This is a genomic window from Enterobacter sp. RHBSTW-00175, assembly GCF_013927005.1.
In the GTDB taxonomy this organism is placed as follows: domain Bacteria; phylum Pseudomonadota; class Gammaproteobacteria; order Enterobacterales; family Enterobacteriaceae; genus Enterobacter.
Genome location: NZ_CP055930.1, coordinates 4,129,503 through 4,153,770, shown reverse-complemented (window position 1 = coordinate 4,153,770; position 24,268 = coordinate 4,129,503). Strand labels below are relative to the sequence as shown.

Genomic DNA, 24,268 nt, shown 5'->3' with positions numbered 1-24,268 from the left:
GCGTCACGTTCTTCCTCACTCCGTCTGCACGGAGTGAGGAAGAATTAATTAACCGCATTCTCCCCGGCCCAGAGCGTTGCCATTCGCATGGCCTCGATAACCTCTTCCTCTGACAGCCCCAGCGCATTGCACATTTTGGCCGCATCACTCCACTTCTGCTGTTCGTACAAACGACAAAGCGATACCATTTCGGCCAATACGCCTTCCTGATGACACAGCGCATTGCTCACACTTTGCGGCACCGCAATTTGCTTCATCAGCTCCGTCATCGGCAACTCAAGGATGGTATCGAGTAACGAGAACAAGCCGCAGATAAACGCATTTTCTGCCAGCAGCGGCTCATCCATTTTCGCTGACACCAGCTCGCAGAATTTGCCCCGCATCATGCTCAGAGGGTAAAGTTCGTTGACGGTGTCAGTGCCTGCACTGGCCAGCACCACGACCGCCACAAACCGTTTGAGCTGGTTTTCACCCAGATACATGAGCACTTCGCTCAGGGTTAACTTGCTGAAATTACAGGCACCCGCATATTTAAATGCCGTGTGTTTCATATACCGCATGATCTTATAGGACAACGTGAGGTCAGTTTTAATCAACGACTCAATTATCCTGAAATCGGGTTTATTGCGTCCCACTTCCGCCTGAAGCCGGAAAATCGCCAGCTGGTTTTGCGATAAGCGTTTATATTTAATGATCTCCGGGCGGCAAAAAAAGTATCCCTGAAAAAGCGAAAATCCTGCCTCACGATATTTTTCGAATTCCTCTTTAGTCTCAACTTTTTCAGCAAGATACTTAATATGTCCGGTCAGTTTTTTACGTTGTTGCAAATAATTTTCAATTTGCGCTAAGGTATTATTCCTTACATCAAATTTCAGTATCGAAATATAGGGTAAAAAAGCATCCCATTCCGCCGCCAGAGTAAAATCATCCAGCGCAAAACGATAACCATTAGCATTCATCTCTTTGACTGCCTGAAGAAGTTCCTCTCCGGGTATGGCGTCTTCAAGGATCTCAATGACCACGTTATTTTTATCCAGCGCTTCCCCGCTGCGATTAATGACCATGTGTGACGGGAAATTAATAAACGACGTCAGTGCTCCTGCGATCCGCTGGGACGGAACACATAAAAATTGGTCAGAAATCATCCGGGATGTGGCATATTCCGCCGACACATCTGGGAAGCAGTTATTCATCCCATCTCTGAACAACAATTCATACGCAATGGTATTCATGTCCGTATTAAAAATGGGTTGTCTTGCGATAAATGCGTACATATACCGCCCTCCTTATCGGCCTTATTGTTATAAGCATCCTCTTTCTACACGAGTAGATCGACCATTATCGAGCGCTATTTTGATTTATTGCACAAATTAATATCAACCATACTAACCCAAGGGTTTTATGATTTGTAAAATTTAAATTAAATAAACTCTCCGCTATACAGAAAAATGGCGATATATCCGATAAATGATCTGTGCCTGCCTGCCAGGTACAACTTTACGGGAGAAGAGAATGAAAAACGCCATGGTCCAGAAGCAAAGAATAAGAGTCAAGACGTTGATGCTGTTATCTATTTTCGTCACCGTGACGGTGGGTTTTACGGCAACGATTGGTTTTATGATGTGGCAATGGATGGATCAGCAGGAACAGCTGGCTAAAAAACACGTCCAGCAAATTGCCCAGGTTCAGTCGTTACAGGTCAGCAAGCAGATGGATTCCGCGCTAGCTGCCGCCCATGATATTGGCAACAGCGCGCTGGCGCTACGTGACGCGGGGATCCCCGAGCGCCAGGGACTAAACCAGTTGCTGGTTCATTATCTTGCGGCTCACCCCAATTTTCTGTCTATGTCGATGGCTTTTGAACCCAACGCTTTTGACGACAAAGATGCCAGCTTTGCCGGTCAGAGCGGTGAGGATGCGGCAGGCCGCTACGCTCGTTACGTCGACCGAGATGCCACAGGTAAACCGGCTTTACACCTGTTGACCGACTTCGAAACGCCGGGCAGCGGCGACTACTATCTGCTGCCAAAGCAGCGCCAGAAAGATGTCATCATCGAGCCCTATATCTACCCCTATAACGGCGTGGATGTGATGCTCACCTCGATTGCGGCACCTGTCATGCACAATGGGCAGTTTCTGGGGTCGGTGACGTCTGATTTCTCGCTCGCCACGCTGCAAAAAATGATTGGGGCCATTAAACCCTGGAACGGCACAGGCTACGCCCTGCTCCTTTCGGCTGGCAATAACGTGGTCTCCAGCCCTGATAAAGACGCAGTGGGTAAACCTTACTCCGGTAAAGTGACAGGCCGCGAGGTTTCACGCGCCGACGACCCGCTGCTGAAAGAAGAGGCGTTTATTACCTGGCAGACAATTAACATCGGCAACAGCCAGACGCCGTGGAAGCTGGCCATCGTGACGCCGGTGAGTGAAGTGATGTCCGAAGCGCGCCAGTTTTTGCTGAAAGCCATTATTCTGATGGTGTTAAGCATCGTGGTGGTGAGCCTGGTGATGGCGCAAATCTTTACCCGCAAAGTGGATCGGCCGGTTGGTGGAGAGCCTTTAGCGGCCGCAGGGATCGCCCTTGCGGTTGCCCGAGGAGACTTGAACAACGCCATTCCTGTGCGGGCGGGCGATACCAGCAGCATTTTTTACGCACTGCACACCATGCAGATGCAGCTTAAACGCATCGTCGATAACATCAATGAAGCCAGCCATTCTGTGCATGGCGGTACCAGCGAAATTGCGGCCGGTAATCTCGACCTGGCGTCCCGCACCGAAGAACAAGCAGCCGCCATTGTGGAAACCGCGGCCAGCATGGAGGAAATTTCTGTCACGGTGAAAAACAACGCCGACAATGCCCATAAGGCGACGCGCCTCACCGACCAGGCGGCTACCATTGCCGGTCACGGTGAAATGCTGGTGAATGAAGTGGTGGAGGTTATCGGCGAAATCGACGAGAGCGCACGTAAGATTGGTGAGATCAACAGCATCGTGGACGGTATCGCCTTCCAGACCAATATCCTCGCGCTGAATGCCGCCGTGGAAGCAGCCCGGGCAGGCGAACAGGGACGCGGTTTTGCCGTGGTGGCAGGTGAAGTACGTAACCTTGCCCAGCGCAGCGCCAGTGCGGCCAAAGAGATCTCACAACTGATTGCCGAGTCTTCGGGTCGTGTCAGTAAAGGGGTTGAGCTGGTTAACGAAACCGGTGGAATGATGAAACAGATCATTGAGGCCGTTTCACATGTTCATCTGGTGATTAACGAGATTGTGCAGGCGCTGGACGAGCAGAACCGGGGCATTAGCCAGGTCAGCACAGCAGTCAATCAGATGGACAGCACGACCCAGCAGAATGCGTCGTTGGTTCAGCAGATCTCTGCGGCGGCCATGTCGCTGGACGAACAGGCCAAATCGCTGGAGAAGACGCTGGCGTTCTTTAATTCATAACCAAAAACAAGGCCGGGTAGCTTTTCGCACACCCGGCCTCGCCAGGACACCATGCGCAATTACAGCCCTTTCAGCAGCTTATCGACAAAATCCGGTACAACCTGACTTGCCAGCCCGTAGTGCTTCTCTTCAAACTCGCTACCGACCTGACTCGGTTCCAGATTAAGCTCAACGGTATGCGCCCCCTGTAACCGGGCTTCATGAACAAACCCTGCCGCCGGATAGACATGGCCTGAGGTGCCGATGGCGATAAACACATCCGCCATGGCCAGCGCGCTATAGATTTCATCCATTCCCAGCGGCATCTCACCGAACCAGACCACATGCGGGCGCAGGCGCGAAGGGAACTGGCAGCAATGGCAACGGTCATCGGGCTGCACATCATCTGTCCAGTCGAGCACCTGTCCGCTCCAGGCGCAGCGCACCTTCAGCAGTTCGCCGTGCATATGGATGATATTGCGGTTACCGGCACGCTCGTGCAGATTGTCGATGTTCTGGGTTATCAGCAGAAAACGGTCACCCAGCGTATCTTCCAGCCGGGCCAGCGCCAGATGAGCCGCGTTCGGGGCCACCTCAGGTTGCTGAAGCTGCCGACGGCGCGCGTTATAGAACCCCTGGACTAAATCGGGATCCCTGGCGAAGCCTTCCGGGGTTGCCACATCCTCTACACGATGCTCTTCCCACAGCCCGTCAGCCGCACGAAACGTGCGAATGCCGGACTCGGCAGAGATCCCCGCGCCGGTCAGTACCACCACTCTGGGTTTATCCATCGCTTCTGGCATCATCCTGTCTCTGAAAAAGATCCGCTGGCGTAAGCGCTCACGCAAACGACGTTTATTTTTACGAAAACGGCTGAGTCGACCTAACCGACGCGACAGCATAGTAACCTCGTAGACTAATCGGAGAGATGAAGGAAAGCGGCTCCGCGCATTCCTCCTGCGTCCCCGTGGCGCGCACGTTCAATACGCGGCACACGGGCAACGGGCAATAAATGTCGGGGCAAACGCCCGGACAACTGTTCTGTTATCGCGGTAAAGTTTGATAACCCGCCGCCAATCACCAGCAGATCGGGGTCGACGATGGTCAGGATATTCCCCAGACACACCGCCAGCAAATCCAGGTAGCGTTCAACATGTTCACGCGCCTGTTCATTACCCTGTTCCCACAACGTAATGATGTGTGGGGCATCAATTTTCTGATGATAGAAGTGTTCGTATAGCCATGCAAACCCACCCCCGGAGAGATAGTTCTCGATGCAGCCATGCTGGCCGCATCCGCATCGGGTGAGCGGAAAATCACGCCCCACGACCTCCAGCGCATCCACTGGCAGGCGAATATGGCCAAACTCACCGGTGATGTAACTGCGCCCGGTAATAGGCTTACCGTTGACAACAATTCCCCCGCCGACGCCCGTGCCGAGGATAAGCCCCATCACCAGCGGATACTGTCGAAACTCGTCATCCCAGGCTTCGGAAAGGGCAAAACAGTTGGCATCGTTGTCTAAACGCACGTCGCGTTCAAGGAGAGCGGAAAGGTCGGCACGCAGCGGTTTGCCGCTGGCCGCAGGCACGTTGGCGGCATACAGCGTGCCGTCGTCGGTTTCGGGCATCCCCGGAATACCAATGCCCACCGTGCCTTTCACGCCAAAACGCGCGTCGGCTTGCGCCACCAGCGCGGCAATAGCGGTTAAGAATTCATCGTAGCTTTCGCGCGGCGTGGGAACGCGGGTTTCCCACTGCAATTTGAGGTTTTCATCAAATACGCCCAGCGCAATTTTGGTGCCGCCAATATCAAATCCATAATACATAACGCATTCCTCTTTCTGATTTGGCGACCCAATAGCCGCTAAATCATGACGAAATTACTGGCCACTTAATACCCTCGCCGGATCAATTCGGCTTGCGCGACGCGCCGGATACCAGCTTGCCAGCAGACTCAGTAAAAGTGCTGTAACCAGCACATAAATAACGTCCAGCCAGTGCAATTCAGACGGCAGGAAGTCAATAAAATAGATATCACCTGACAGGAACTGGTGGCCGATAAGCTTTTCAATCAAGTTAATAATCGGCGTCAGCTGGAGAGAAACCACCACGCCAATCACCACACCGCAGAGGCTGCCAAACAGCCCAGCCAGTAAACCATACCAGACAAAAATGGCGCGAATAAGACCGTCTTTCGCCCCCAGGGTACGCAGCACGGCGATGTCACCGCTCTTGTCTTTAACGGCCATCACCAGGGTCGACACGATATTAAAGCAGGCTACGCCAATCACCAGCACCATGGCCAGGTACATAATGGCGCGGATCATCTGAATATCACGGTACATATAGCCGTACGTGCCAATCCAGCTCTTGATGTAGACGTAATTATTGGTGACCCCACCCGCATCACGGACCAGCTTATTGGCGTTAAAGACGTCGTTGACCTTAATGGCAATGCCCGTCACGCTGTCACCCATGTCCAGATACTGACGAGCATCTTCCATCGGCACCATTGCAAAGCTGTGATCGAGCTGGCCGCTCAGCTGGAGAATACCCGTGACGTGCAGACGCACGCGTTTTGGCTGCTGTAATTTATGGTCCGCACTGGCATTGGGAATCATGATGGAAACCCAGTCACCCTGCTTCACTTTCAGCGCGTCAGCCACGCCTTTACCCATAATGATTTGCTGCTCGCCGGGCTTAAAGTTCGCCCACGCGCCATTCTGAACATATTTCGGTAATGCGCTTAAACGCTCTTCCTGCTGCGGGTTTACCCCTTTAACCTGAATGGCTCGCAGGTTTACCCCGCTTTCCACCAGCCCGGTAAAGTTGATATACGGCGCAGCAGCAGCAATGCCCGGCACTTTTTCCACTTTATTGAGCGCATCACTCCAGTTCGTCCAGGGTTGGTTAACCGGCTCGATTTCGCCGTGAGGCACCACCGCCAGAATGCGGTTGTTGAGCTCGCGCTCAAAGCCGTTCATGGCGCTCAGCCCCACAATCAGCACGGCAACACCCAACGCAATCCCCACGGTGGAAATCACCGAGATAAGCGACACCATGCCGCCGCGACGGCGACCACGGCTAAAGCGTAAACCGATGAGTAACGATAACGGTGAAGCCATTACTCCGCTCCCATCAGGGTCAGCTCGGCGTTCAGATGACCATCGCGCATCTCAAGCTGACGGCCCATGCGTTTAGCCAGTTGCAGATCGTGGGTCACCACCAGAAATGCGGTTCCCTGGGACGCGTTAAGTTCGCCCAGTAGCTGGAAAATGCTGTCTGCATTACGCGCATCCAGGTTACCGGTTGGTTCATCTGCCAGCACCAGGCGCGGGTTGTTCACCAGCGCACGGGCAATCGCCACACGCTGACGCTCGCCGCCAGACAGCTCAGACGGTCGGTGATTACCGCGATGCCCAAGCCCCACTGCTTTCAACATATCGCTGGCGCGGGCGTTAATTTCTGCCGGTTTCTTTTTGCCAATCAGCAGCGGCATCGCCACGTTTTCCAGCGCCGTGAAATCCGGCAGCAGGTGGTGGAACTGGTAGATAAAGCCCAGCTCTCGGTTACGCAATTCAGCTTTCGCCGCAGAAGACATTTTACTCATCGGCTGGCCGGAGAAAATCACGTCGCCCTCCGTCGGCGTATCCAGCCCGCCCAGCAGGTGCAGCAAAGTACTTTTACCGGAGCCGGAGCTGCCGACAATCGCCATCATCTCGCCTTCACCCACGCTAAAGCTCACATTGTGCAGGACATCAGTCTGTACAGTGCCTTCCTGATAGCGTTTGGACAGGTTGTCGCATTGCAACAGGATCTTATTCATAACGTAAAGCCTCAGCGGGTTGAGTGGCGGCAGCGCGCCATGAAGGATAAAGCGTGGAAAGCAACGCAATGGCCATCGCGGCCAGTGCAATGCCAATCACCTGCAACGGCTCAATAGCGACTGGCAGCGCCGCGCCATCGAGAAGTGCACCGATAATTGGCATTAAATTATTGAGCTGACTGGCCAGCAATGCGCCCAGCACTGCACCTAACAGCGCGCCGATAATCCCGGCGCTGGCACCCTGAACCATAAACACGGCCATGATCTGACGCGGCGTTAGCCCTTGGGTTTGCAGAATGGCGACTTCGCCCTGTTTTTCCATCACCATCAGCCCAAGTGAGGTGATGATGTTAAACGCGGCAACCGCCACGATCAGGCTCAGAAGCAGCCCCATCATGTTTTTTTCCATGCGCACGGCCTGGAACAGCTCGCCTTTGCGTTCACGCCAGTCCTGCCATTTTGTCCCTTCCGGCAGCTTTTGCTGGCTGAGAACATCCACTTTTAACGGCGCATCAAGCCACAGACGCCAGCCGGTGATATTACCCGCCGGATAGCGCATCAGGCGCGATGCATCCTGAATGTTCACCAGCATCTGATAGCCATCGACTTCGCTGTTGGCGGCAAAGGTACCAATAATGTTGAACAGACGCTGGCTTGGCAGACGACCCATCGGCGTGAACTGGCTGGCTGACGGCACCATCACACGCAGTTGATCGCCACGGTTAACGCCAAGTTGCCCGGCAAGCTGCTCGCCAAGGATCACGTTGTATTGCCCCGCCACGAGATCGGTTTGCTTCACGTTAACCAGATACGGCGTGAGCGGATCGTCCTGTGCCGGGTCGATCCCCAGCATCACTCCAACCGCCACGCTGCGGGCGCTTTGCAGCACCACGTCACCGGTTGTGAGCGGCGCAACGCGCGTCACACCCTGCAATTTCGCGGCACTTTCCGGCAGCTGTTGCGGGTTAACGGAACCGTTTGAAGAAGAGAGTACGGCCTGTGGCATTAGCCCCAGGATGTTGTTTTGCAGCTCGCGCTCGAAGCCATTCATCACGGAGAGAACCGTCACCAGTGCCATCACGCCAAGCGTGATACCAATAGTGGAAAGCCAGGAGACAAAGCGACCGAATCGGTCCGCGGCGCGCCCACGCATGTAACGTAAGCCTATGAAGAGTGCGACAGGTTGGTACATGAAATCCGTCTGTTTGCTGATAGCAGACCCACGAGTATATAAGCGAATCCGTTAAGCGTAAATGACTGAAACCGTAAGCTTTGGTAATCATTTTTCCGAAAAAATCAGATAAATCATAGTGCTACTCGCTGAACGTAGATACTGCGCCCTCCACCTTTTCCGAAAAACGTACTGATACAGACTGTTACTGATTACATCCCCTGCCCCTTCACCCAGGATAAACGGTTCGTTTATGGCAATACAGGTACCGTTTCCCGATGAAACAAAAAGCATTATGGATTAACCAGATAAAAGGGCTGTGCATCTGCCTGGTGGTGATTTATCACTCGGTTATCACCTTTTATCCACATCTCAGCGGGCTACAACATCCTCTGTCCGGCCTCCTCGCCAAATGCTGGGTCTATTTTAATCTCTACCTCGCACCGTTTCGGATGCCGGTATTTTTCTTTATTTCAGGCTATTTGATACGCCGGTATATCGATGAAGTGGGCTGGCGAACCAGCCTCGATAAGCGCATCTGGAGCATTGTCTGGGTGCTGGCTCTGTGGGGTGTCCTGCAATGGCAGGCGCTGAGCCACCTGAATGCCTGGCTGGCCCCGGAGCGCGAATTAGCCACCTCATCCAACGCCGCCTACGCGGATTCGGTCCCGGCGTTTATTCTGGCGATGCTCACCGCCAGCACCAGCCTGTGGTATCTGTACGCCCTGGTGGTCTACTTCACGCTGTGTAAGCTCTTAAGCCGCTGGAAACTGCCGGTGCTGGGGCTTCTGGCGCTGGCGAGCATCGCGATAAACTTCCTGCCGCTGCCGTGGTGGGGGATGAACAGTGTGGTGCGCAATATGGTCTACTACAGCATGGGCGCATGGTATGGCGCTCAGCTCATGGCATGGATGAAAGGGCTGTCACTGCGCCGCGCCTGGCTGCCCATTGCCGCGTTCGGTGCGGTATCTGTTGTGCTGTGGTTTGCCAATGCCCCTCTATTGCTCTCCCTGCTGTCCGTACTGCTTATCATGAAACTCTTCTATAGCGTTGAACAACGCTACGCTGTACATCCCAATAATCTGCTTAATGTGATTGGCTCAAACACGATTGCCATTTACACCACGCATCGCATTTTAATCGAGGCATTTAGCCTGTTCCTCATTGGCGAAATGAATGGCGCGTCCTGGCCTGTCTGGGCGGAGCTGGCGCTGCTGCTCATCTATCCGTTTGCCAGCCTGTTGATCTGTACACTTTTCGGTCTTGGTGCACGCAAGCTTTCTACCGCGCTGTTTGGCGACCTGTTCTTTTCCCCACCTGCTCGTCTTTCTCTGGCGTCAGCCGCCCGCTAACGTCCAACTCGCCCTGATTCAGGGCGAGTTTACCGCCTGTGCGGTTCCAGTTTGCTTATGCAAAACGATCGAGGATAATAAAGACATTGCGTATCAGTGATATGCCCCAATACCGGGTATACCCATAAGAGACTCTGACATAGCCATGCCTGAACACTACCGTTATTCCTTGCCCGGCAAAGCGGGCGACCAACGCCAGCTGGGTGAACTCACGGGCGCGGCGTGCGCCACACTGGTGGCAGAAATCGCAGAGCGGCATCCCGGTCCGGTCGTACTTGTCGCCCCGGATATGCAAAATGCATTACGCCTGCATGACGAAATCCGCCAGTTCACCGATAACCTGATCTTCAGCCTGGCTGACTGGGAAACGCTGCCGTATGACAGCTTCTCCCCGCACCAGGAGATCATCTCCTCACGCCTGTCCACGCTCTACCAGTTACCGTCCATGCAGCGCGGCGTGCTGATTGTGCCGGTAAATACCCTGATGCAGCGCGTCTGTCCGCACAGCTATTTGCATGGTCATGCGCTGGTGATGAAAAAAGGCCAGCGTCTGTCGCGCGATGCCCTACGCGCGCAGCTTGAAAGCGCCGGATACCGCCATGTTGATCAGGTAATGGAACACGGCGAATACGCCACGCGCGGCGCCCTGCTGGATCTGTACCCGATGGGCAGCGACCAGCCTTACCGTCTGGACTTTTTTGACGACGAAATCGACAGCCTGCGCGTCTTTGATGCCGACACTCAGCGTACGCTGGAAGAAGTTGAATCCATCAACCTGCTGCCTGCTCACGAATTCCCGACCGACAAAACCGCCATCGAGCTTTTCCGCAGCCAGTGGCGCGACAAGTTCGACGTGAAGCGCGATGCGGAGCATATCTATCAGCAGGTCAGCAAAGGCACGCTACCTACCGGGATCGAATACTGGCAGCCCCTGTTCTTTAACGAGCCATTGCCTGCGCTGTTTAGCTATTTCCCGGCCAATACGCTGATTGTTAACACCGGAGATGTCGACGCCAGCGCCAGCCGTTTTGAAGGTGAAACCCGCGCCCGTTATGAGAGCCGTGGGGTTGACCCGATGCGCCCACTGCTGCCACCCGAACAGCTGTGGCTGCGTACCGATGAGTTAAATGCAGAACTTAAGCGCTGGCCGCGTGTGCAGCTCAAAACGGACACCCTTGCCGATAAAGCCGCGAACACCAACCTCGCCTTCCAGAAACTGCCTGATTTGGCCGTACAGGCGCAGCAAAAATCGCCACTGGATAGCCTGCGAAAATTCCTTGAGGCCTTTACCGGGCCAGTGATTTTCTCGGTAGAAAGTGAAGGCCGCCGCGAAGCATTAGGTGAACTGCTCGGGCGCATTAAAGTCGCCCCTAAACGTATATTCCGTCTTGATGAAGCCAACGCTAACGGGCGTTACCTGATGATCGGCGCCGCCGAGCATGGTTTTATCGATACGCTCAATAATCTGGCACTGATCTGCGAAAGTGACCTGCTTGGCGAACGTGTGGCACGCCGCCGCCAGGATAGCCGCCGCACCATTAACCCGGATACGCTTATCCGCAACCTGGCGGAATTGCACCCGGGCCAGCCCATTGTTCACCTTGAGCACGGTGTTGGTCGTTATCAGGGGATGACCACCCTTGAGGCGGGCGGCATTAAGGGTGAATACCTGATGCTGACCTACGCCAACGACGCCAAACTTTACGTACCAGTTTCGTCACTGCATCTGATTAGCCGTTATGCCGGGGGTGCCGAAGATAACGCACCGCTGCATAAACTGGGCGGTGATGCCTGGGCCCGCGCGCGCCAGAAAGCCGCCGAGAAAGTGCGTGATGTGGCCGCTGAGCTGCTGGACATTTACGCCCAGCGCGCAGCAAAAGAAGGTTATGCCTTTAAGCATGATAAAGAGCAGTATCAGCTGTTCTGCGACAGCTTCCCGTTTGAAACCACGCCGGATCAGGCCCAGGCCATCAACGCGGTACTGAGTGATATGTGTCAGCCGCTGGCAATGGACAGGCTGGTCTGCGGAGACGTAGGCTTTGGGAAAACCGAAGTGGCGATGCGCGCAGCGTTTCTGGCCGTGGAGAACAACAAGCAGGTCGCCGTACTGGTGCCGACCACGCTTCTTGCCCAGCAGCATTATGACAACTTCCGCGACCGCTTTGCCAACTGGCCGGTACGTATCGAGATGCTTTCCCGTTTTCGCAGCGCCAAAGAGCAGACGCAAATTCTGGAGCAGGCAAGCGAAGGCAAAATCGATATTCTTATCGGCACCCACAAACTTCTGCAAAGCGATGTGAAGTGGAAAGATTTAGGGCTGCTGATTGTCGATGAAGAGCACCGTTTCGGCGTGCGTCATAAAGAGCGTATCAAAGCGATGCGCTCCGATGTCGACATCCTGACCTTAACCGCCACGCCAATTCCGCGAACCCTGAATATGGCCATGAGTGGAATGCGCGATCTGTCGATTATCGCCACACCACCGGCACGCCGCCTGGCGGTAAAAACCTTCGTACGCGAGTACGATAGACTGGTCGTACGCGAAGCCATTCTGCGTGAGGTGCTGCGCGGCGGGCAGGTTTACTATCTCTTTAACGATGTCGAAAACATCCAGAAAGCGGCAGATAAACTGGCGGAGCTGGTTCCTGAAGCACGTATCGCCATTGGGCACGGGCAGATGCGTGAACGCGAGCTGGAACGGGTGATGAACGATTTCCACCACCAGCGTTTTAACGTGCTGGTCTGTACCACCATTATTGAAACCGGTATCGACATCCCAACGGCAAATACCATCATCATTGAACGCGCGGATCACTTTGGTCTGGCGCAGTTGCACCAGTTGCGTGGCCGCGTTGGGCGTTCGCACCACCAGGCCTACGCCTGGCTACTGACGCCGCATCCGAAATCGATGACCACTGATGCACAAAAGCGTCTGGAAGCCATCGCCTCGCTCGAAGATCTGGGGGCAGGGTTTGCCCTGGCAACGCACGACCTGGAGATCCGCGGTGCCGGTGAATTACTGGGTGAAGACCAGAGTGGTTCCATGGAAACCATAGGCTTCTCGCTGTATATGGAGCTGCTGGAAAACGCCGTTGATGCGCTAAAAGCCGGGCGTGAACCGTCACTGGAAGATTTGACCAGCCAGCAAACGGAAGTCGAGCTGCGGATGCCGTCCCTGCTGCCGGACGATTTTATTCCGGATGTGAACACTCGCCTTTCGTTCTACAAACGCATTGCCAGTGCGAAAAGTGAAAACGAACTGGAGGAGATCAAAGTTGAGCTTATTGACCGCTTTGGCCTGCTGCCAGATGCCGCGCGAAACCTGCTGGATATTGCCCGACTGCGTCAGCAGGCACAGAAACTGGGCATTCGTAAGCTGGAAGGTAATGAAAAAGGTGGCGTGATTGAGTTTGCCGAGAAGAATCACGTCAATCCGGTGTGGCTGATTGGTTTACTGCAAAAACAGCCGCAGCATTTCCGCCTGGACGGGCCAACGCGTCTGAAATTCACCCAGGAGTTGGCTGAACGTAAAGCCCGCATGGACTGGGTGCGTAACTTTATGCGCCAGCTGGAAGAAAACGCGATCGCATAACTTGCCCTCACTCCCCGGCAGTATGAACGCTGCCGGGGAGACAATTTACAAACTCTTTGCAAACCCCCTGGATTTCCCGACACATCCATTCGTCATAATTATCATTAACTTCTTGAATAACAATAACCTTATCATTTATATGGATTATGGTGATGATGACCTCTTCGCGTATGACTCGCTGGATAACGTTGTTTGCGCTGGCTGCGGCGGTGGCAATAGCGCTTCCTGCCCGGGCTAACACCTGGCCTCTTCCCCCTGCCGGTAGCCGTGTGGTGGGTGAAAACCGCTTTCATGTGGTTGAAAACAATGGCGGTTCACTTGAGGCGATTGCAAAAAAATATAACGTGGGCTTCCTGGCGCTGTTACAGGCTAACCCGGGCGTTGACCCGTATGTGCCGCGCGCCGGGAGCGTGTTAACCATTCCTCTGCAAACGTTGCTGCCTGATGCGCCGCGCGAAGGGATTGTGATTAACCTCGCCGAATTGCGCCTCTATTACTACCCACCGGGTAAAAATGAAGTGACCGTCTACCCTATTGGCATTGGTCAACTGGGCGGCGATACGCTCACCCCAACCATGGTGACCACAGTGTCGGATAAACGCGCCAATCCGACCTGGACGCCGACCGCCAATATTCGCGCACGCTATAAGGCTCAGGGGATAGATTTACCGGCGGTGGTTCCTGCTGGCCCGGATAACCCGATGGGCCACCATGCTATCCGCCTTGCCGCTTACGGTGGCGTCTATCTTCTGCATGGAACCAATGCTGATTTTGGTATCGGAATGCGGGTTAGCTCCGGCTGTATTCGCCTGCGTGATGACGATATCAAGACCCTGTACAGCGTGATAGCGCCAGGAACAAAAGTGAACATCATCAACACGCCGATCAAGGTGTCTGAAGAGCCTGGCGGCAAACGCCTGGTGGAGATCCATCAGCCTTTATCGAAGAACATCGGTGATGATCCACAAACGCTGCCGATCCCCCTCAATGCAGAGATGTATCGTTTCAAAACCAGCGTCGATACTGACGATACGGTAATAGAGCGAGCAATGGAGGCGCGCGCGGGGATGCCGGTTGACGTTACACGTCATCAGGATATTCCCCAGCAGACGCTGTAAAAGCGCAAAAAAGCAAAACGCCCTGCATATGCAGGGCATTTTTTTTGCAGTGGCAAGTATGAGGGTTCTGCAAAACTTATTTGTAAATTACCGCAGTACCGTGAAGGGTGTTAGGACCGGTCACAGAGGTGATGCGGAAGGATTTAGCACCCATCGCTTCTGCTTTTTGTGCCAGTTGCTCTTCCAGAGAACCCAGGTTAGTACCTGCTGTCGCAGAAATCGTACCGGCTTTATGCTGGTCAGCCGGAGTAGATTGCACTTCAACAGCCGCAAAGCTTGCGAATGACAGAGAACTCAGTACAGCGGCAGCGATCAGGGTTTTTACGTTTTTCATGATGTTTACCTTTAGGCAGATGAATTTGGAGGTCGTTAGTTATTTACTTAACGATCGATAGGTAAATCATAAGTGTGATCTACATCACGCGTCAACATATTTTTATAACGATCGTTACATTAATTTTAATTTCGTTATTTTTCATACCCATATGAATAATTTATTTTTGCTGAATCAGCGCTGGTCGCGGGCTGCGAATATTTTTATAATGGTCATTCAACAAACCAACAGAGGATCCGCGGCAAATGACAACCGATGTAACGAGTTGCGCAAAGAAAAGCCGTGGCCGACCAAAAGTGTTCGACAGGGAAGCGGCGCTCGATAAGGCCATGACACTCTTCTGGCAGCACGGGTATGAAGCCACCTCGCTCTCCGATCTTGTGGAAGCCACAGGCGCCAAAGCACCTACGCTGTATGCGGAATTTACGAATAAAGAGGGTCTGTTCAGGGCGGTTCTGGACAGATACATTTCCCGCTTTGCGGCGAAACACGAAGCGCAGCTTTTCTGTGAAGAAAAAACGGTTGAGCAGGCGCTGCAGGACTATTTCACCGCCGTCGCCACCTGCTTTACCAGCAAAGATACGCCGGCAGGTTGCTTTATGATCAATACCTCCGCCACCCTTGCGGCCTCCTCTAAAGAGATTGCCAACACGGTGAAATCGCGCCATGCGATGCAGGAGGAGACGCTGTGTACATTTCTGACCGAGCGCCAGCGGCGCGGTGAGCTTCCTGCCCATTGCCATCCACAGGTGCTGTCGCAATACCTGAGCTGTATTTTGCAGGGTATGTCGATAAGCGCCCGTGAAGGCGCAAGCCTGGAAAAACTGCAAAGCATCACCCAGACCACGCTACGCCTGTGGCCTGAACTGCTTAAAGTCTGACCCCCTGGGCGGCCTCCCTTGCCGCCCTCTCTTCCCTTCCCCCCTTTTTTGTTCCTCGCTGTGCTTATCCTCTTTTTTGATGGGTTGATAATGAGACTCTTTATCGGCAGTATTCGCATTTGCATTTTTTACATTTGTTACACAATGCAAAATTGTGGTGTTGACCTGCCTATAAAAAAGAGCGAACGCTCAACAAGGAATGATGATGAAGAACAGTCTCTGGGTGCTAAATCCTGTATTGCTGGCCATCGCGATGCCGCTTTACGCCGAACAAACCAATGAAGAAAACCTGATTGTCAGTGCCAGCCGCAGCCATCGTACCGTGGCAGAAATGGCGCAAACCACGTGGATTATCGAAGGACATGAAATTGAACAACAGGTCCAGGGTGGCAAGGAATTCAAGGATATTCTCGGGCAATTGATCCCCGGTATGGATGTCAGCAGCCAGGGACGAACAAACTACGGCATGAACATGCGTGGCCGTGCCATTGTGGTGTTAATTGATGGCGTGCGTCTTAACTCTTCGCGTACCGACAGCCGCCAGCTTGATTCGATTGATCCTTTTAACATCGAACATATTGAAGTTATTTCTGGCTCTACGGCCCTGTACGGCGGCGGCAGCACCGGTGGTCTGATTAATATCGTGACCAAAAAAGGTCAGCCAGAAACGCAGGTTGATCTGGAGCTTGGCAGCAAGACAGGCTTTAACAACAGCAACGACCATGACGAGCGCGTGGCAACAGCCGTCAGCGGAGGGAATGACCATGCATCGGGTCGCCTCTCGGTGGCCTATCAACGTTTTGGCGGCTGGTATGACGGCAACGGGGATGCCCTCACCTTCGATAACACCCAGACAGGATTACAACATTCTGATCGTCTGGATGTGATGGGTACAGGCACAATCGACATCAGCGATACCCGTCAGTTGCAGGTGGTGACGCAGTATTACAAAAGCCAGGGTGACGATGATTACGGGCTTTATCTCGATAAAAACATGAGTGCCGTGACCGGAAGTGGCACCGCCCGGACCCGTAGCGGGTTCAGTTCTGATCGTATTCCGGGTACAGAGCGCCATCTCATCAGCCTGCAATATTCCGATTCCGACTTCTGGGGGCAAGAGCTGGTAGGGCAAATTTACTACCGTGATGAATCCTTGCGTTTCTATCCCTTCCCGACTGTGGATCAAAAAACCAAAACCATCACTAGCTTCGCGGCTTCTGAGCAAAACACCGATCAGTACGGCGCAAAACTGACCCTGAACAGCAGGCTGCTCGACAGCTGGCAGGTGACCTGGGGTATCGATGCCGACCATGAAACATTCGATTCCAACCAGATGTTCTTTGACCTGGCGAAGTCAGTGCCATCAGGCGGGATGAATAACCACTCTGCCTACACCACTGGTCGTTATCCGGGTTACAGCATTACCAACTTCGCGCCCTTCCTGCAAAACAGCTATGACATCAATGACATCTTCACCTTAAGTGGCGGGGTTCGCTATCAATGGACTGAGAACCGCGTTGATGACTTTATTGGCTATTCGCAGCAGCAGGCGATTGCGAATGGCAAAGCTACCTCAGCAGATGCAATCCCGGGCGGTAAAACGGATTACGATAACCTGCTGTTTAACGCCGGCATTCTTGCACACATTACGGCACGCCAGCAGCTCTGGTTTAACTTCTCTCAGGGTGTTGAACTGCCGGATCCGGGCAAATATTACGGGAACGGCGCGTACGCAAAAGCCGATGCACAAGGCCACCTGGCGCTGCTGAAAAGCGTTAACCCGAATGACGCGAAGCTTGAAGGGATCAAAGTCGATTCCTATGAGCTGGGCTGGCGCTATACCGGAGATAACCTGCGCACGCAAATTGCGGCCTATTACTCTCTCTCGGATAAATCCATCGACATCAACCGTAGCGACATGACCATTGACGTTAACCCGCAGGAACGCCGGATCTATGGCGTGGAAGGTGCGGTGGATTACGTTATCCCTGATAGCGTCTGGAGCGTGGGTGGTAATTTCAACATCCTGAAATCAGAGATAAAAACTAACGGTTCATGGGAAAAATGGGATGTGACTCAGGCCTCGCCGTCGAAAGCTACGGCCTATGTAGGCTGGGCGCCTGAACCCTGGTCACTGCGTGTTCAGACTCAGCAAACTTTTGACCTGACGGACGCCGCAGGCAATGAAATTGAGGGTTATAACACCGTCGATTTCCTCAGCAGCTATCAGTTGCCGCTGGGTAAACTGTCGTTCAGCATCGAAAACCTGCTGGATAAACAGTACACCACCGTCTGGGGCCAGCGTGCACCGTTGCTCTACAGCCCAACTTACGGCAATGCCGCATTGTACGAGTACAAAGGGCGCGGTCGTACCTTTGGGCTTAACTATGCTCTGACCTTCTGATTGCCAAAAAAAAAGCTCCTCAGCCTGAGCGCTTGAGGAGCTAAATTCAGAGAACGTCTTTTTTACACTTTGTTATTCAGGACCAGCTGACCATTTCCGTCCAGCGGAATTTGGCTGCCAGGGTCTTTATCCATACGGATTTTGCCCTGCTGGTCACCAATTTTGTACGTCACGTCATAACCCAGCATTTTTTCTGACTTGTCATAGACGGTTTTGCAGCGCTGCTGAGTCGTGGTGTAGGTATCGTTATCCTGCATTGCGCCCTGAACCTGGTTACCGGCATAGCCGCCACCCAGCGCGCCAACCACGGTCGCCACAGATTTACCACGACCGTTACCAAACTGATGACCGAGCACACCACCTGCAACCGCACCCAGGACTGAACCGGCGATACGGTTTTCATCCTGAACCGGACGGCGATGCGTAACGGCCACGTTGCGGCATTCCTGACGCGGTGTTTTTACTGATTCTTTAATAGGGGTAGCAGAAACGACCTGCGCATACTGCGGGCCGCGATCAAGCACGTTGAGACTGGCAACCGCTGCCACACCTAACGCAGCAGCAACACCAATCCCGATACCCGCCAACATTGATTTATTCACGGGACTTCCTCCTTTGTTGCTATTGGTAACAATTCTGCAATTAACGACAGACTTAGCCAATCAGAAAAAGGATTAAAAATGTGGGGATGTAGGCAGAATCGCCCTGTTTAGGAGAACTCCTAAGAGATGCAGATGGAATGACCAGCATGATATGCTAAAAATCCCTCCGGGGAGCCCGGAGGGAGAGCGGGATTAGTGCAGTTTAAGGCGAGGACGGATCACGCGGTTGATTCTACCCACCAGCATCATCAGGCCGGTTTTGAAGTAACCGTGCAGCGCAATCTGATGCATACGGTACAGCGAGATGTACACGAAGCGTGCAATGCGCCCTTCTACCATCATTGAGCCGCGCATCAGGTTACCCATCAGGCTGCCTACGGTAGAGAAGTTAGAGAGCGACACCAGGGAACCGTGGTCTTTATAAACGTACGATTTCATTGGTTTACCTTTGGTCTGCGCCAGAATATTGTGCAGCACAAGGCTTGCCATCTGGTGCGCTGCCTGAGCACGTGGCGGCACGAAACCACCTTCAGGACGCGCACAGGATGCACAGTCACCAATCGCGTAGATTTCCGGGTCGCGGGTGGTTTGCAGCGTTGGCTCAGTCACCAGCTGGTTAATACGGTTCGTTTCCAGGCCACCGATATCTTTCATGAAATCTGGCGCTTTAATCCCTGCCGCCCAGACCATCAGATCCGCTTCGATGTATTCGCCATCTTTGGTATGCAGACCGCCTTCATCAGCGCTGGTTACCATTGTCTGGGTCATCACGCGAACGCCCAGTTTGGTTAACTCACTGTGCGCCGCACCGGAAATACGCGGAGGCAGAGCAGGCAGAATGCGTTCGCCCGCTTCGACCAGCGTCACGTTCAGTGCTTCGTTGGTCAGCCCTTTGTAGCCGTAGCTGTGCAGTTGTTTGACCGCATTGTGCAGCTCAGCAGAGAGCTCCACGCCCGTAGCACCACCGCCGACAATCGCGATGTTAACCTTGCCGTTGGCACCCATGTTATTGGTGTACTTCAGGAACAGGTTAAGCATTTCCTGATGGAAACGGCGCGCCTGATGCGGGTTATCCAGGAAGATGCAGTGTTCTTTCACGCCAGGCGTGTTGAAATCGTTGGAGGTACTGCCCAGAGCCATCACCAGCGTGTCATAAGGCAGCTTGCGTTCAGGAACCAGCAACTCGCCCTTTTCATCACGCAACTCGGCAAGCGTGATGGTTTTGCTTTCACGGTTGATGTCCACCACGGAACCCAGCTGGAACTGGAAGTGGTGATTACGCGCATGTGCCAGATAGCTCAGCGCATCAACCCCTTCATCCAACGATCCGGTTGCAACTTCGTGCAACAGTGGTTTCCACAGGTGACTGTGGTTACGATCGACCAGCGTAATTTTAGCTTTTTTACTGCGACCCAGCTTTTTGCCCAGCTGTGTAGCCAGCTCCAGCCCGCCAGCACCACCGCCTACAATCACTATCTTTTTCAATGGCGTAGTCAACGTGACCCCCTCAAATTATTAACCAATTGTTAATTAAAAGTTATAAAAATAACCCTTAATTAACAACAGGTTACAGCACTGAAACCATTCAGGTGCATTGAGAATAACACGCCAGGCGCATTGGTCATACCAAAATTGATATGCATCAAGTTTTGATGGCTGATATTTGTACAGTTTTAGCAAAAAGAAAGCCCGGCAAGCTTACGCCGCCAGGCTTTAGAGAACGTCAGATGCCTTTAACCCAGGGTTTTAAAGGCCTTGATGCGTTGCAGATGCGGGGAGATACTTTTGAACTTGTGGGTCTGTTCTTCGTCCCAGACAATTTCATAGTAATGGTGAAGCAGCTCGGCGGCACGAGTGCTGCTCAGGGCTTCATCATTACGCGACAGGATCACCAGACAACGATCGCGATTCTTTTCACGGAAGTTGCTGACGCACTTGGTTCCGATATCAGCATACTCTTCCGGACGGTCGATCTTCCCTTCCATATTTTCATGCGGGAACAGGTTCGGGTTGAACACCACCTGACGGATATCGCACAAGAATCCAATCCTCTCAGCCCAATATCCGCCCAGACCCACCCCACAAATCAGCGGGCGATCGTCGACATTAAGCTGCAACATTTTGTCCACTTCTTTGAGCAAATGCTGCATATCATGTTTCGGATGGCGCGTGCTGTAGCTAATCAGCCGTACATCCGGATCGATAAACTGCAGTTGCAGCACTTTCTCATGATTACCAGGACTGTTTGAGTCAAAACCGTGTAAATAGATGATCATCGTCTTCTCACCACGCTACGCCTACCAGGAGGGATTAAAGGCCTGCCTTATGTGCCTGCCAGCGCTCATTCAGCGCCTCAAGCTGTGCATTGACCGTCTTCCAGCGCGCCGAGCCCATCAGCTCCTGACGGCTAAATGAACCTTTATGATACAATTGTGTAACACGCTCAGCATTGATCGGCGACAGGTTATCCAACACACTGACTGCGCCTTTACGATTATTGCAGACCAGGATCATATCGCAACCTGCATCCAGCGATGCCTGTCCGCGTTCAGCATAGCTGCCCATAATGGCAGCCCCTTCCATCGACAAATCGTCAGAGAAGATCACGCCGTTAAAACCTAATTCCTGACGCAGCACGGTTTTCAGCCAGTGTGCCGAGCCGCTCGCCGGGCGCGGATCGACATCGCTGTAGATAACATGTGCCGGCATAATGGCATCAAGTTTGTTATCGGTGATAAGCGAACGGAACACCGACATGTCTTTGGCACGGATCTCCGCTTCAGGGCGCGGGTCGCGTGGGGTTTCTTTGTGAGAATCCGCCGTGACCGCCCCGTGGCCCGGGAAGTGTTTGCCGGTAGTTTTCATCCCGGCATCGTGCATCCCGTCGATAAAACGTGTGGCCATCGCCAGTGCGATGCGCGGGTCTTCATGATATGAACGCTCGCCGATAGCCGCGCTGATATGCCCGACATCCAGCACGGGTGCAAAGCTGATATCAATATCCATCGCAATCATTTCGCTTGCCATCAGCCAGCCTGCGTCCTGCGCCAGCTTGCCGCCCTCTTCGGAGCCCAGCAGCGCTGCGAAAGACTGCGCCGCTGGCAGGCGGGTAAAGCCCTCGCGAAAACGCTGCACGCGCCCGCCTTCCTGGTCTACCGCCACCACCAGCTGATTGCGTGACGCCGCGCGAATTTGTCGAACCAGCTCCCGCAGCTGCTCCGGGTCGTGATAGTTGCGGGTAAACAGAATCAGGCCACCAACCAGCGGGTGCGCCAGAATTTCGCGCTCCTCCGCATCCAGCTCAAAGCCTTCTACATCCAACATGACTGGACCCACACGAACCTCTCTTATCCTTTAGTTTGTAACTGGCGCCAGACGTCATCTGCCAGCGCGATAAATTGTTTGTCGGCCGATTGCTGCAAGCGTACTTCAAACCAGCCAGCCATCAGCATCAGGACCCAAGGCCGCCAGCGCCAGACCTGGTGTGCAAGCGTCTGAGGGTCTATATGCGCGCCTCTGGCGTAGGCCTGAATTAACAGCCTGCGCGCAGCATCATCCGCCGTCCAGACTGCCGCAAGCTCCAGCGCAACGTCCCCGTCACCGGCATATTCCCAGTCGATCAGTCTGTCACCCACTGGCGTGTGGACGATATTTCCGGCGTGAACATCCATATGCAAAGGCGCAAGCCGCAGCGGCTGTGGCTCACCCGCTTTACGCAGCCGTTTGAGCTGCGCCAGCCAAAAAGGCGTGCGTCTGGTGGGCGACGCCTGCTGCCAGTACTGTTCAAGCAAGGGTAAAAGCGTGATGCGCCAGCCCAGACGCCGTTGGCGGTGCAGATGATACAACATGGCGGCGAGCGTGGGAGTATCCGGTAATCCGGTTTTGATCTCGCCCGCAAGATATTCCACCGCCATCCAGCCCTGCATAAAAAACCGGGGTTTCGGCACAAGCTCTGCGGGAAGCCGCGTTAATGCGCGGTACTGTCGACGAAAATGGGAAGCCGGAGCGGAGTCATCATGGTGCTGGCGTAACACCAGCCGATGTTCGCCCCGGGCGATAATGCAACTCGCGCCGCCAAGCCCGGAATGGGCCTGCGGCGCGATAAGGCGATACTGCGGAAAATAACGTGTCAGAACGTCATCACGCGTGATGTTATTGTTGCGTAACGGCACCTTTACCCGACCAGATAATTTCGCCTGTCTGAACCAGCATCAGCTGCATCTGCAACGCTGGCGTATTCACGTTACCGCTGGCGTTAGAATAAAGCACATACTGCGCGCCGACGTTACGGGCGATACCAATCGCCTTGCTACGCGAGCCGAGACTATCCTGTGCAGACAGCCCCAGTTGCTGTTTTGCAACAGCGAGCTGCTGCGCAGAAACCAGCGTAAATTTACCGTTATTCGCCAGAGCATTACGCAGCGTTTCGGTCGCTTCCCCCGCATTCAGGGAACCGTTAGTGCGGTTATTCACGCTATCCACCAGCAGCACACTGCCAGGGGTAACGCCCTGCGCCTGCAACATTTTACCGACCATTGGCTGCATTGCGCCGTTCCAGTCGTAGTGACGCACGCGCGGTGCAGGCTGCGCCGTTGCATCAGGATGTTCGATTGGGCCAGGCTGCGCCGGGATGGTCGGAACAGAAGGCACGGTTGGCACCGGCTGCGTTGGCGGTACAGGTTGTGCCGTGCCCGGTTTCGCCTCTTCCACAGGAGCAGGTTGTTCCATGCGCGTCATACACCCTGAAAGGAAGAGTGCAAATGCGGTAACGAGCGCAAAACGGCTCATATTTTTAATCAAGGTTCACCCCTTACAAATAAAGATAAAGTCTGACCTTATGCGCACCCAGGTAGTTCGCGCTGCCATACAGCGTGACCGATGACCTCGCCGGAATGATTACCGTGCGCGTCGCTTCAAGGGGGTGCATTTCAAGACCTCGTACGTCGTACCAGTAGAAACGGTAATGCACCGTTACTGGTTCGTGTCTTTCGTTATAAAGCGCAGAGGACGCAGAGGCCTGAATTTCGCTGATGGTCAGCGAAGGTTGTTCTGCCGTGATACCCGCCGCCAGAACAGAGGACTCCATCACCAGCGTCTGTTCATCATTCACCGGGATTGCGGGACGCGCGCTGCACCCGACCATCACCAGCGTCATTACCAGCGCTGCAAAACGCCCTCTTAGCATGTCAAAGACCTTTATGTGCCAGCATCGGCCCCAGCGGGCGGCCACCCAGCAGATGCATGTGAATGTGATAGACTTCCTGCCCGCCATGGCGATTGCAGTTCATGATCAGGCGATAGCCGTCCTGCGCAATGCCTTCCTGCTCAGCAATTTTTGCCGCCACCGTCAGCATACGGCCTAATGCCACTTCGTGCTCGGTTTTCACATCGTTCACGGTAGGAATCAGAATATTGGGAATAATAAGGATGTGTGTCGGCGCCTGAGGTGAAATGTCCCGGAAGGCTGTGACCAGCTCATCCTGATACACGATATCCGACGGAATTTCGCGGCGGATAATTTTACTGAAAATCGTTTCTTCAGCCATGACCTTTTCCTTTTTTG

At 53.8% G+C, this 24,268-nt stretch carries 21 protein-coding genes; 6 read left to right on the top strand and 15 right to left on the bottom strand.

What is annotated here, in order from left to right; all coding sequences use genetic code 11:
- Positions 1 to 44: 44 nt before the first annotated feature.
- Positions 45 to 1,274, bottom strand: a complete 1,230-nt coding sequence (locus tag HV107_RS19815) for an EAL and HDOD domain-containing protein (RefSeq protein WP_182060490.1) — start codon at positions 1,272 to 1,274, stop codon at positions 45 to 47.
- Between the two features lie 238 nt (positions 1,275 to 1,512).
- Between HV107_RS19815 and HV107_RS19810 the strand changes: the two genes are divergently transcribed.
- Entirely contained in the window at positions 1,513 to 3,444 is a 1,932-nt protein-coding gene (locus tag HV107_RS19810; RefSeq protein WP_182060489.1) for a methyl-accepting chemotaxis protein, read from the top strand.
- Between the two features lie 59 nt (positions 3,445 to 3,503).
- Here the strand turns inward: HV107_RS19810 and cobB are convergent, their stop codons facing one another.
- Genes cobB through lolC form a run of 5 tightly spaced genes read right to left on the bottom strand, consistent with a single transcriptional unit; the run spans position 3,504 to position 8,443 of the window.
- The gene (gene cobB, locus HV107_RS19805; RefSeq protein WP_182060488.1) at positions 3,504 to 4,325 is read right to left on the bottom strand and encodes a Sir2 family NAD+-dependent deacetylase; all 822 of its coding nucleotides are present in this window, start codon (positions 4,323 to 4,325) and stop codon (positions 3,504 to 3,506) included.
- Between the two features lie 14 nt (positions 4,326 to 4,339).
- Positions 4,340 to 5,251, bottom strand: a complete 912-nt coding sequence (gene nagK, locus HV107_RS19800) for an N-acetylglucosamine kinase (RefSeq protein ID WP_182060487.1) — start codon at positions 5,249 to 5,251, stop codon at positions 4,340 to 4,342.
- A 54-nt stretch (positions 5,252 to 5,305) separates the two neighbouring features.
- The gene (lolE, locus tag HV107_RS19795) at positions 5,306 to 6,550 is read right to left on the bottom strand and encodes a lipoprotein-releasing ABC transporter permease subunit LolE (protein ID WP_166716935.1); all 1,245 of its coding nucleotides are present in this window, start codon (positions 6,548 to 6,550) and stop codon (positions 5,306 to 5,308) included.
- Complete coding sequence (gene lolD, locus HV107_RS19790; protein WP_010429765.1) at positions 6,550 to 7,251, bottom strand: lipoprotein-releasing ABC transporter ATP-binding protein LolD; 702 nt, start codon at positions 7,249 to 7,251, stop codon at positions 6,550 to 6,552. The genes lolE and lolD overlap by 1 nt, the downstream gene beginning before the upstream one ends.
- On the bottom strand, positions 7,244 to 8,443 hold the full coding sequence (gene lolC / locus HV107_RS19785) for a lipoprotein-releasing ABC transporter permease subunit LolC (RefSeq protein ID WP_182060486.1): 1,200 nt from the start codon (positions 8,441 to 8,443) through the stop codon (positions 7,244 to 7,246). The genes lolD and lolC overlap by 8 nt, the downstream gene beginning before the upstream one ends.
- A gap of 257 nt (positions 8,444 to 8,700) precedes the next feature.
- Here lolC and HV107_RS19780 point away from each other — a divergent pair, with 257 nt between their 5' ends.
- From HV107_RS19780 to HV107_RS19770, 3 genes are all read left to right on the top strand, one after another.
- Positions 8,701 to 9,774: an acyltransferase family protein gene (locus HV107_RS19780; RefSeq protein ID WP_182060485.1), complete on the top strand. Its 1,074-nt coding sequence runs from the start codon at positions 8,701 to 8,703 to the stop codon at positions 9,772 to 9,774.
- A 145-nt stretch (positions 9,775 to 9,919) separates the two neighbouring features.
- On the top strand, positions 9,920 to 13,366 hold the full coding sequence (gene mfd, locus HV107_RS19775) for a transcription-repair coupling factor (RefSeq protein ID WP_182060484.1): 3,447 nt from the start codon (positions 9,920 to 9,922) through the stop codon (positions 13,364 to 13,366).
- A 152-nt stretch (positions 13,367 to 13,518) separates the two neighbouring features.
- Positions 13,519 to 14,484, top strand: a complete 966-nt coding sequence (locus tag HV107_RS19770) for a L,D-transpeptidase family protein (protein WP_182060483.1) — start codon at positions 13,519 to 13,521, stop codon at positions 14,482 to 14,484.
- 76 nt (positions 14,485 to 14,560) lie between these two features.
- Here the strand turns inward: HV107_RS19770 and bhsA are convergent, their stop codons facing one another.
- On the bottom strand, positions 14,561 to 14,818 hold the full coding sequence (bhsA, locus tag HV107_RS19765; protein WP_182060482.1) for a multiple stress resistance protein BhsA: 258 nt from the start codon (positions 14,816 to 14,818) through the stop codon (positions 14,561 to 14,563).
- A gap of 245 nt (positions 14,819 to 15,063) precedes the next feature.
- On the opposite strand from bhsA, the gene HV107_RS19760 reads away from it, so the two are divergent.
- Together HV107_RS19760 and HV107_RS19755 are read left to right on the top strand one after the other, a co-directional pair.
- Positions 15,064 to 15,699 (top strand): TetR/AcrR family transcriptional regulator, encoded by a 636-nt coding sequence (locus tag HV107_RS19760; RefSeq protein WP_182060481.1) that lies wholly within the window; start codon positions 15,064 to 15,066, stop codon positions 15,697 to 15,699.
- A 205-nt stretch (positions 15,700 to 15,904) separates the two neighbouring features.
- Positions 15,905 to 18,103, top strand: a complete 2,199-nt coding sequence (locus tag HV107_RS19755; RefSeq protein ID WP_182060480.1) for a TonB-dependent siderophore receptor — start codon at positions 15,905 to 15,907, stop codon at positions 18,101 to 18,103.
- A 62-nt stretch (positions 18,104 to 18,165) separates the two neighbouring features.
- On the opposite strand, the gene HV107_RS19750 is transcribed toward HV107_RS19755, so the two are convergent.
- From HV107_RS19750 to hinT, 8 genes are all read right to left on the bottom strand, one after another.
- Positions 18,166 to 18,705, bottom strand: coding sequence for a glycine zipper 2TM domain-containing protein (locus HV107_RS19750; RefSeq protein ID WP_182060479.1), 540 nt, complete (start codon positions 18,703 to 18,705; stop codon positions 18,166 to 18,168).
- A gap of 192 nt (positions 18,706 to 18,897) precedes the next feature.
- Complete coding sequence (locus HV107_RS19745; protein WP_182060478.1) at positions 18,898 to 20,202, bottom strand: NAD(P)/FAD-dependent oxidoreductase; 1,305 nt, start codon at positions 20,200 to 20,202, stop codon at positions 18,898 to 18,900.
- A 236-nt stretch (positions 20,203 to 20,438) separates the two neighbouring features.
- Positions 20,439 to 20,981, bottom strand: coding sequence for an alpha/beta hydrolase YcfP (ycfP, locus tag HV107_RS19740; protein ID WP_182060477.1), 543 nt, complete (start codon positions 20,979 to 20,981; stop codon positions 20,439 to 20,441).
- 34 nt (positions 20,982 to 21,015) lie between these two features.
- On the bottom strand, positions 21,016 to 22,041 hold the full coding sequence (gene nagZ / locus HV107_RS19735) for a beta-N-acetylhexosaminidase (RefSeq protein WP_182060476.1): 1,026 nt from the start codon (positions 22,039 to 22,041) through the stop codon (positions 21,016 to 21,018).
- 11 nt (positions 22,042 to 22,052) lie between these two features.
- Positions 22,053 to 22,877: a thiamine kinase gene (gene thiK / locus HV107_RS19730; protein ID WP_182060475.1), complete on the bottom strand. Its 825-nt coding sequence runs from the start codon at positions 22,875 to 22,877 to the stop codon at positions 22,053 to 22,055.
- Positions 22,858 to 23,502 carry a penicillin-binding protein activator LpoB gene (gene lpoB / locus HV107_RS19725; protein ID WP_182063552.1) on the bottom strand — a complete coding sequence of 215 codons (645 nt, stop codon included), beginning with the start codon at positions 23,500 to 23,502 and terminating at the stop codon, positions 22,858 to 22,860. The genes thiK and lpoB overlap by 20 nt, the downstream gene beginning before the upstream one ends.
- 13 nt (positions 23,503 to 23,515) lie before the next feature.
- Entirely contained in the window at positions 23,516 to 23,890 is a 375-nt protein-coding gene (locus tag HV107_RS19720) for a YcfL family protein (protein WP_182060474.1), read from the bottom strand.
- 1 nt (position 23,891) lies between these two features.
- Positions 23,892 to 24,251, bottom strand: coding sequence for a purine nucleoside phosphoramidase (gene hinT, locus HV107_RS19715; protein ID WP_014069796.1), 360 nt, complete (start codon positions 24,249 to 24,251; stop codon positions 23,892 to 23,894).
- Positions 24,252 to 24,268 lie beyond the last annotated feature (17 nt).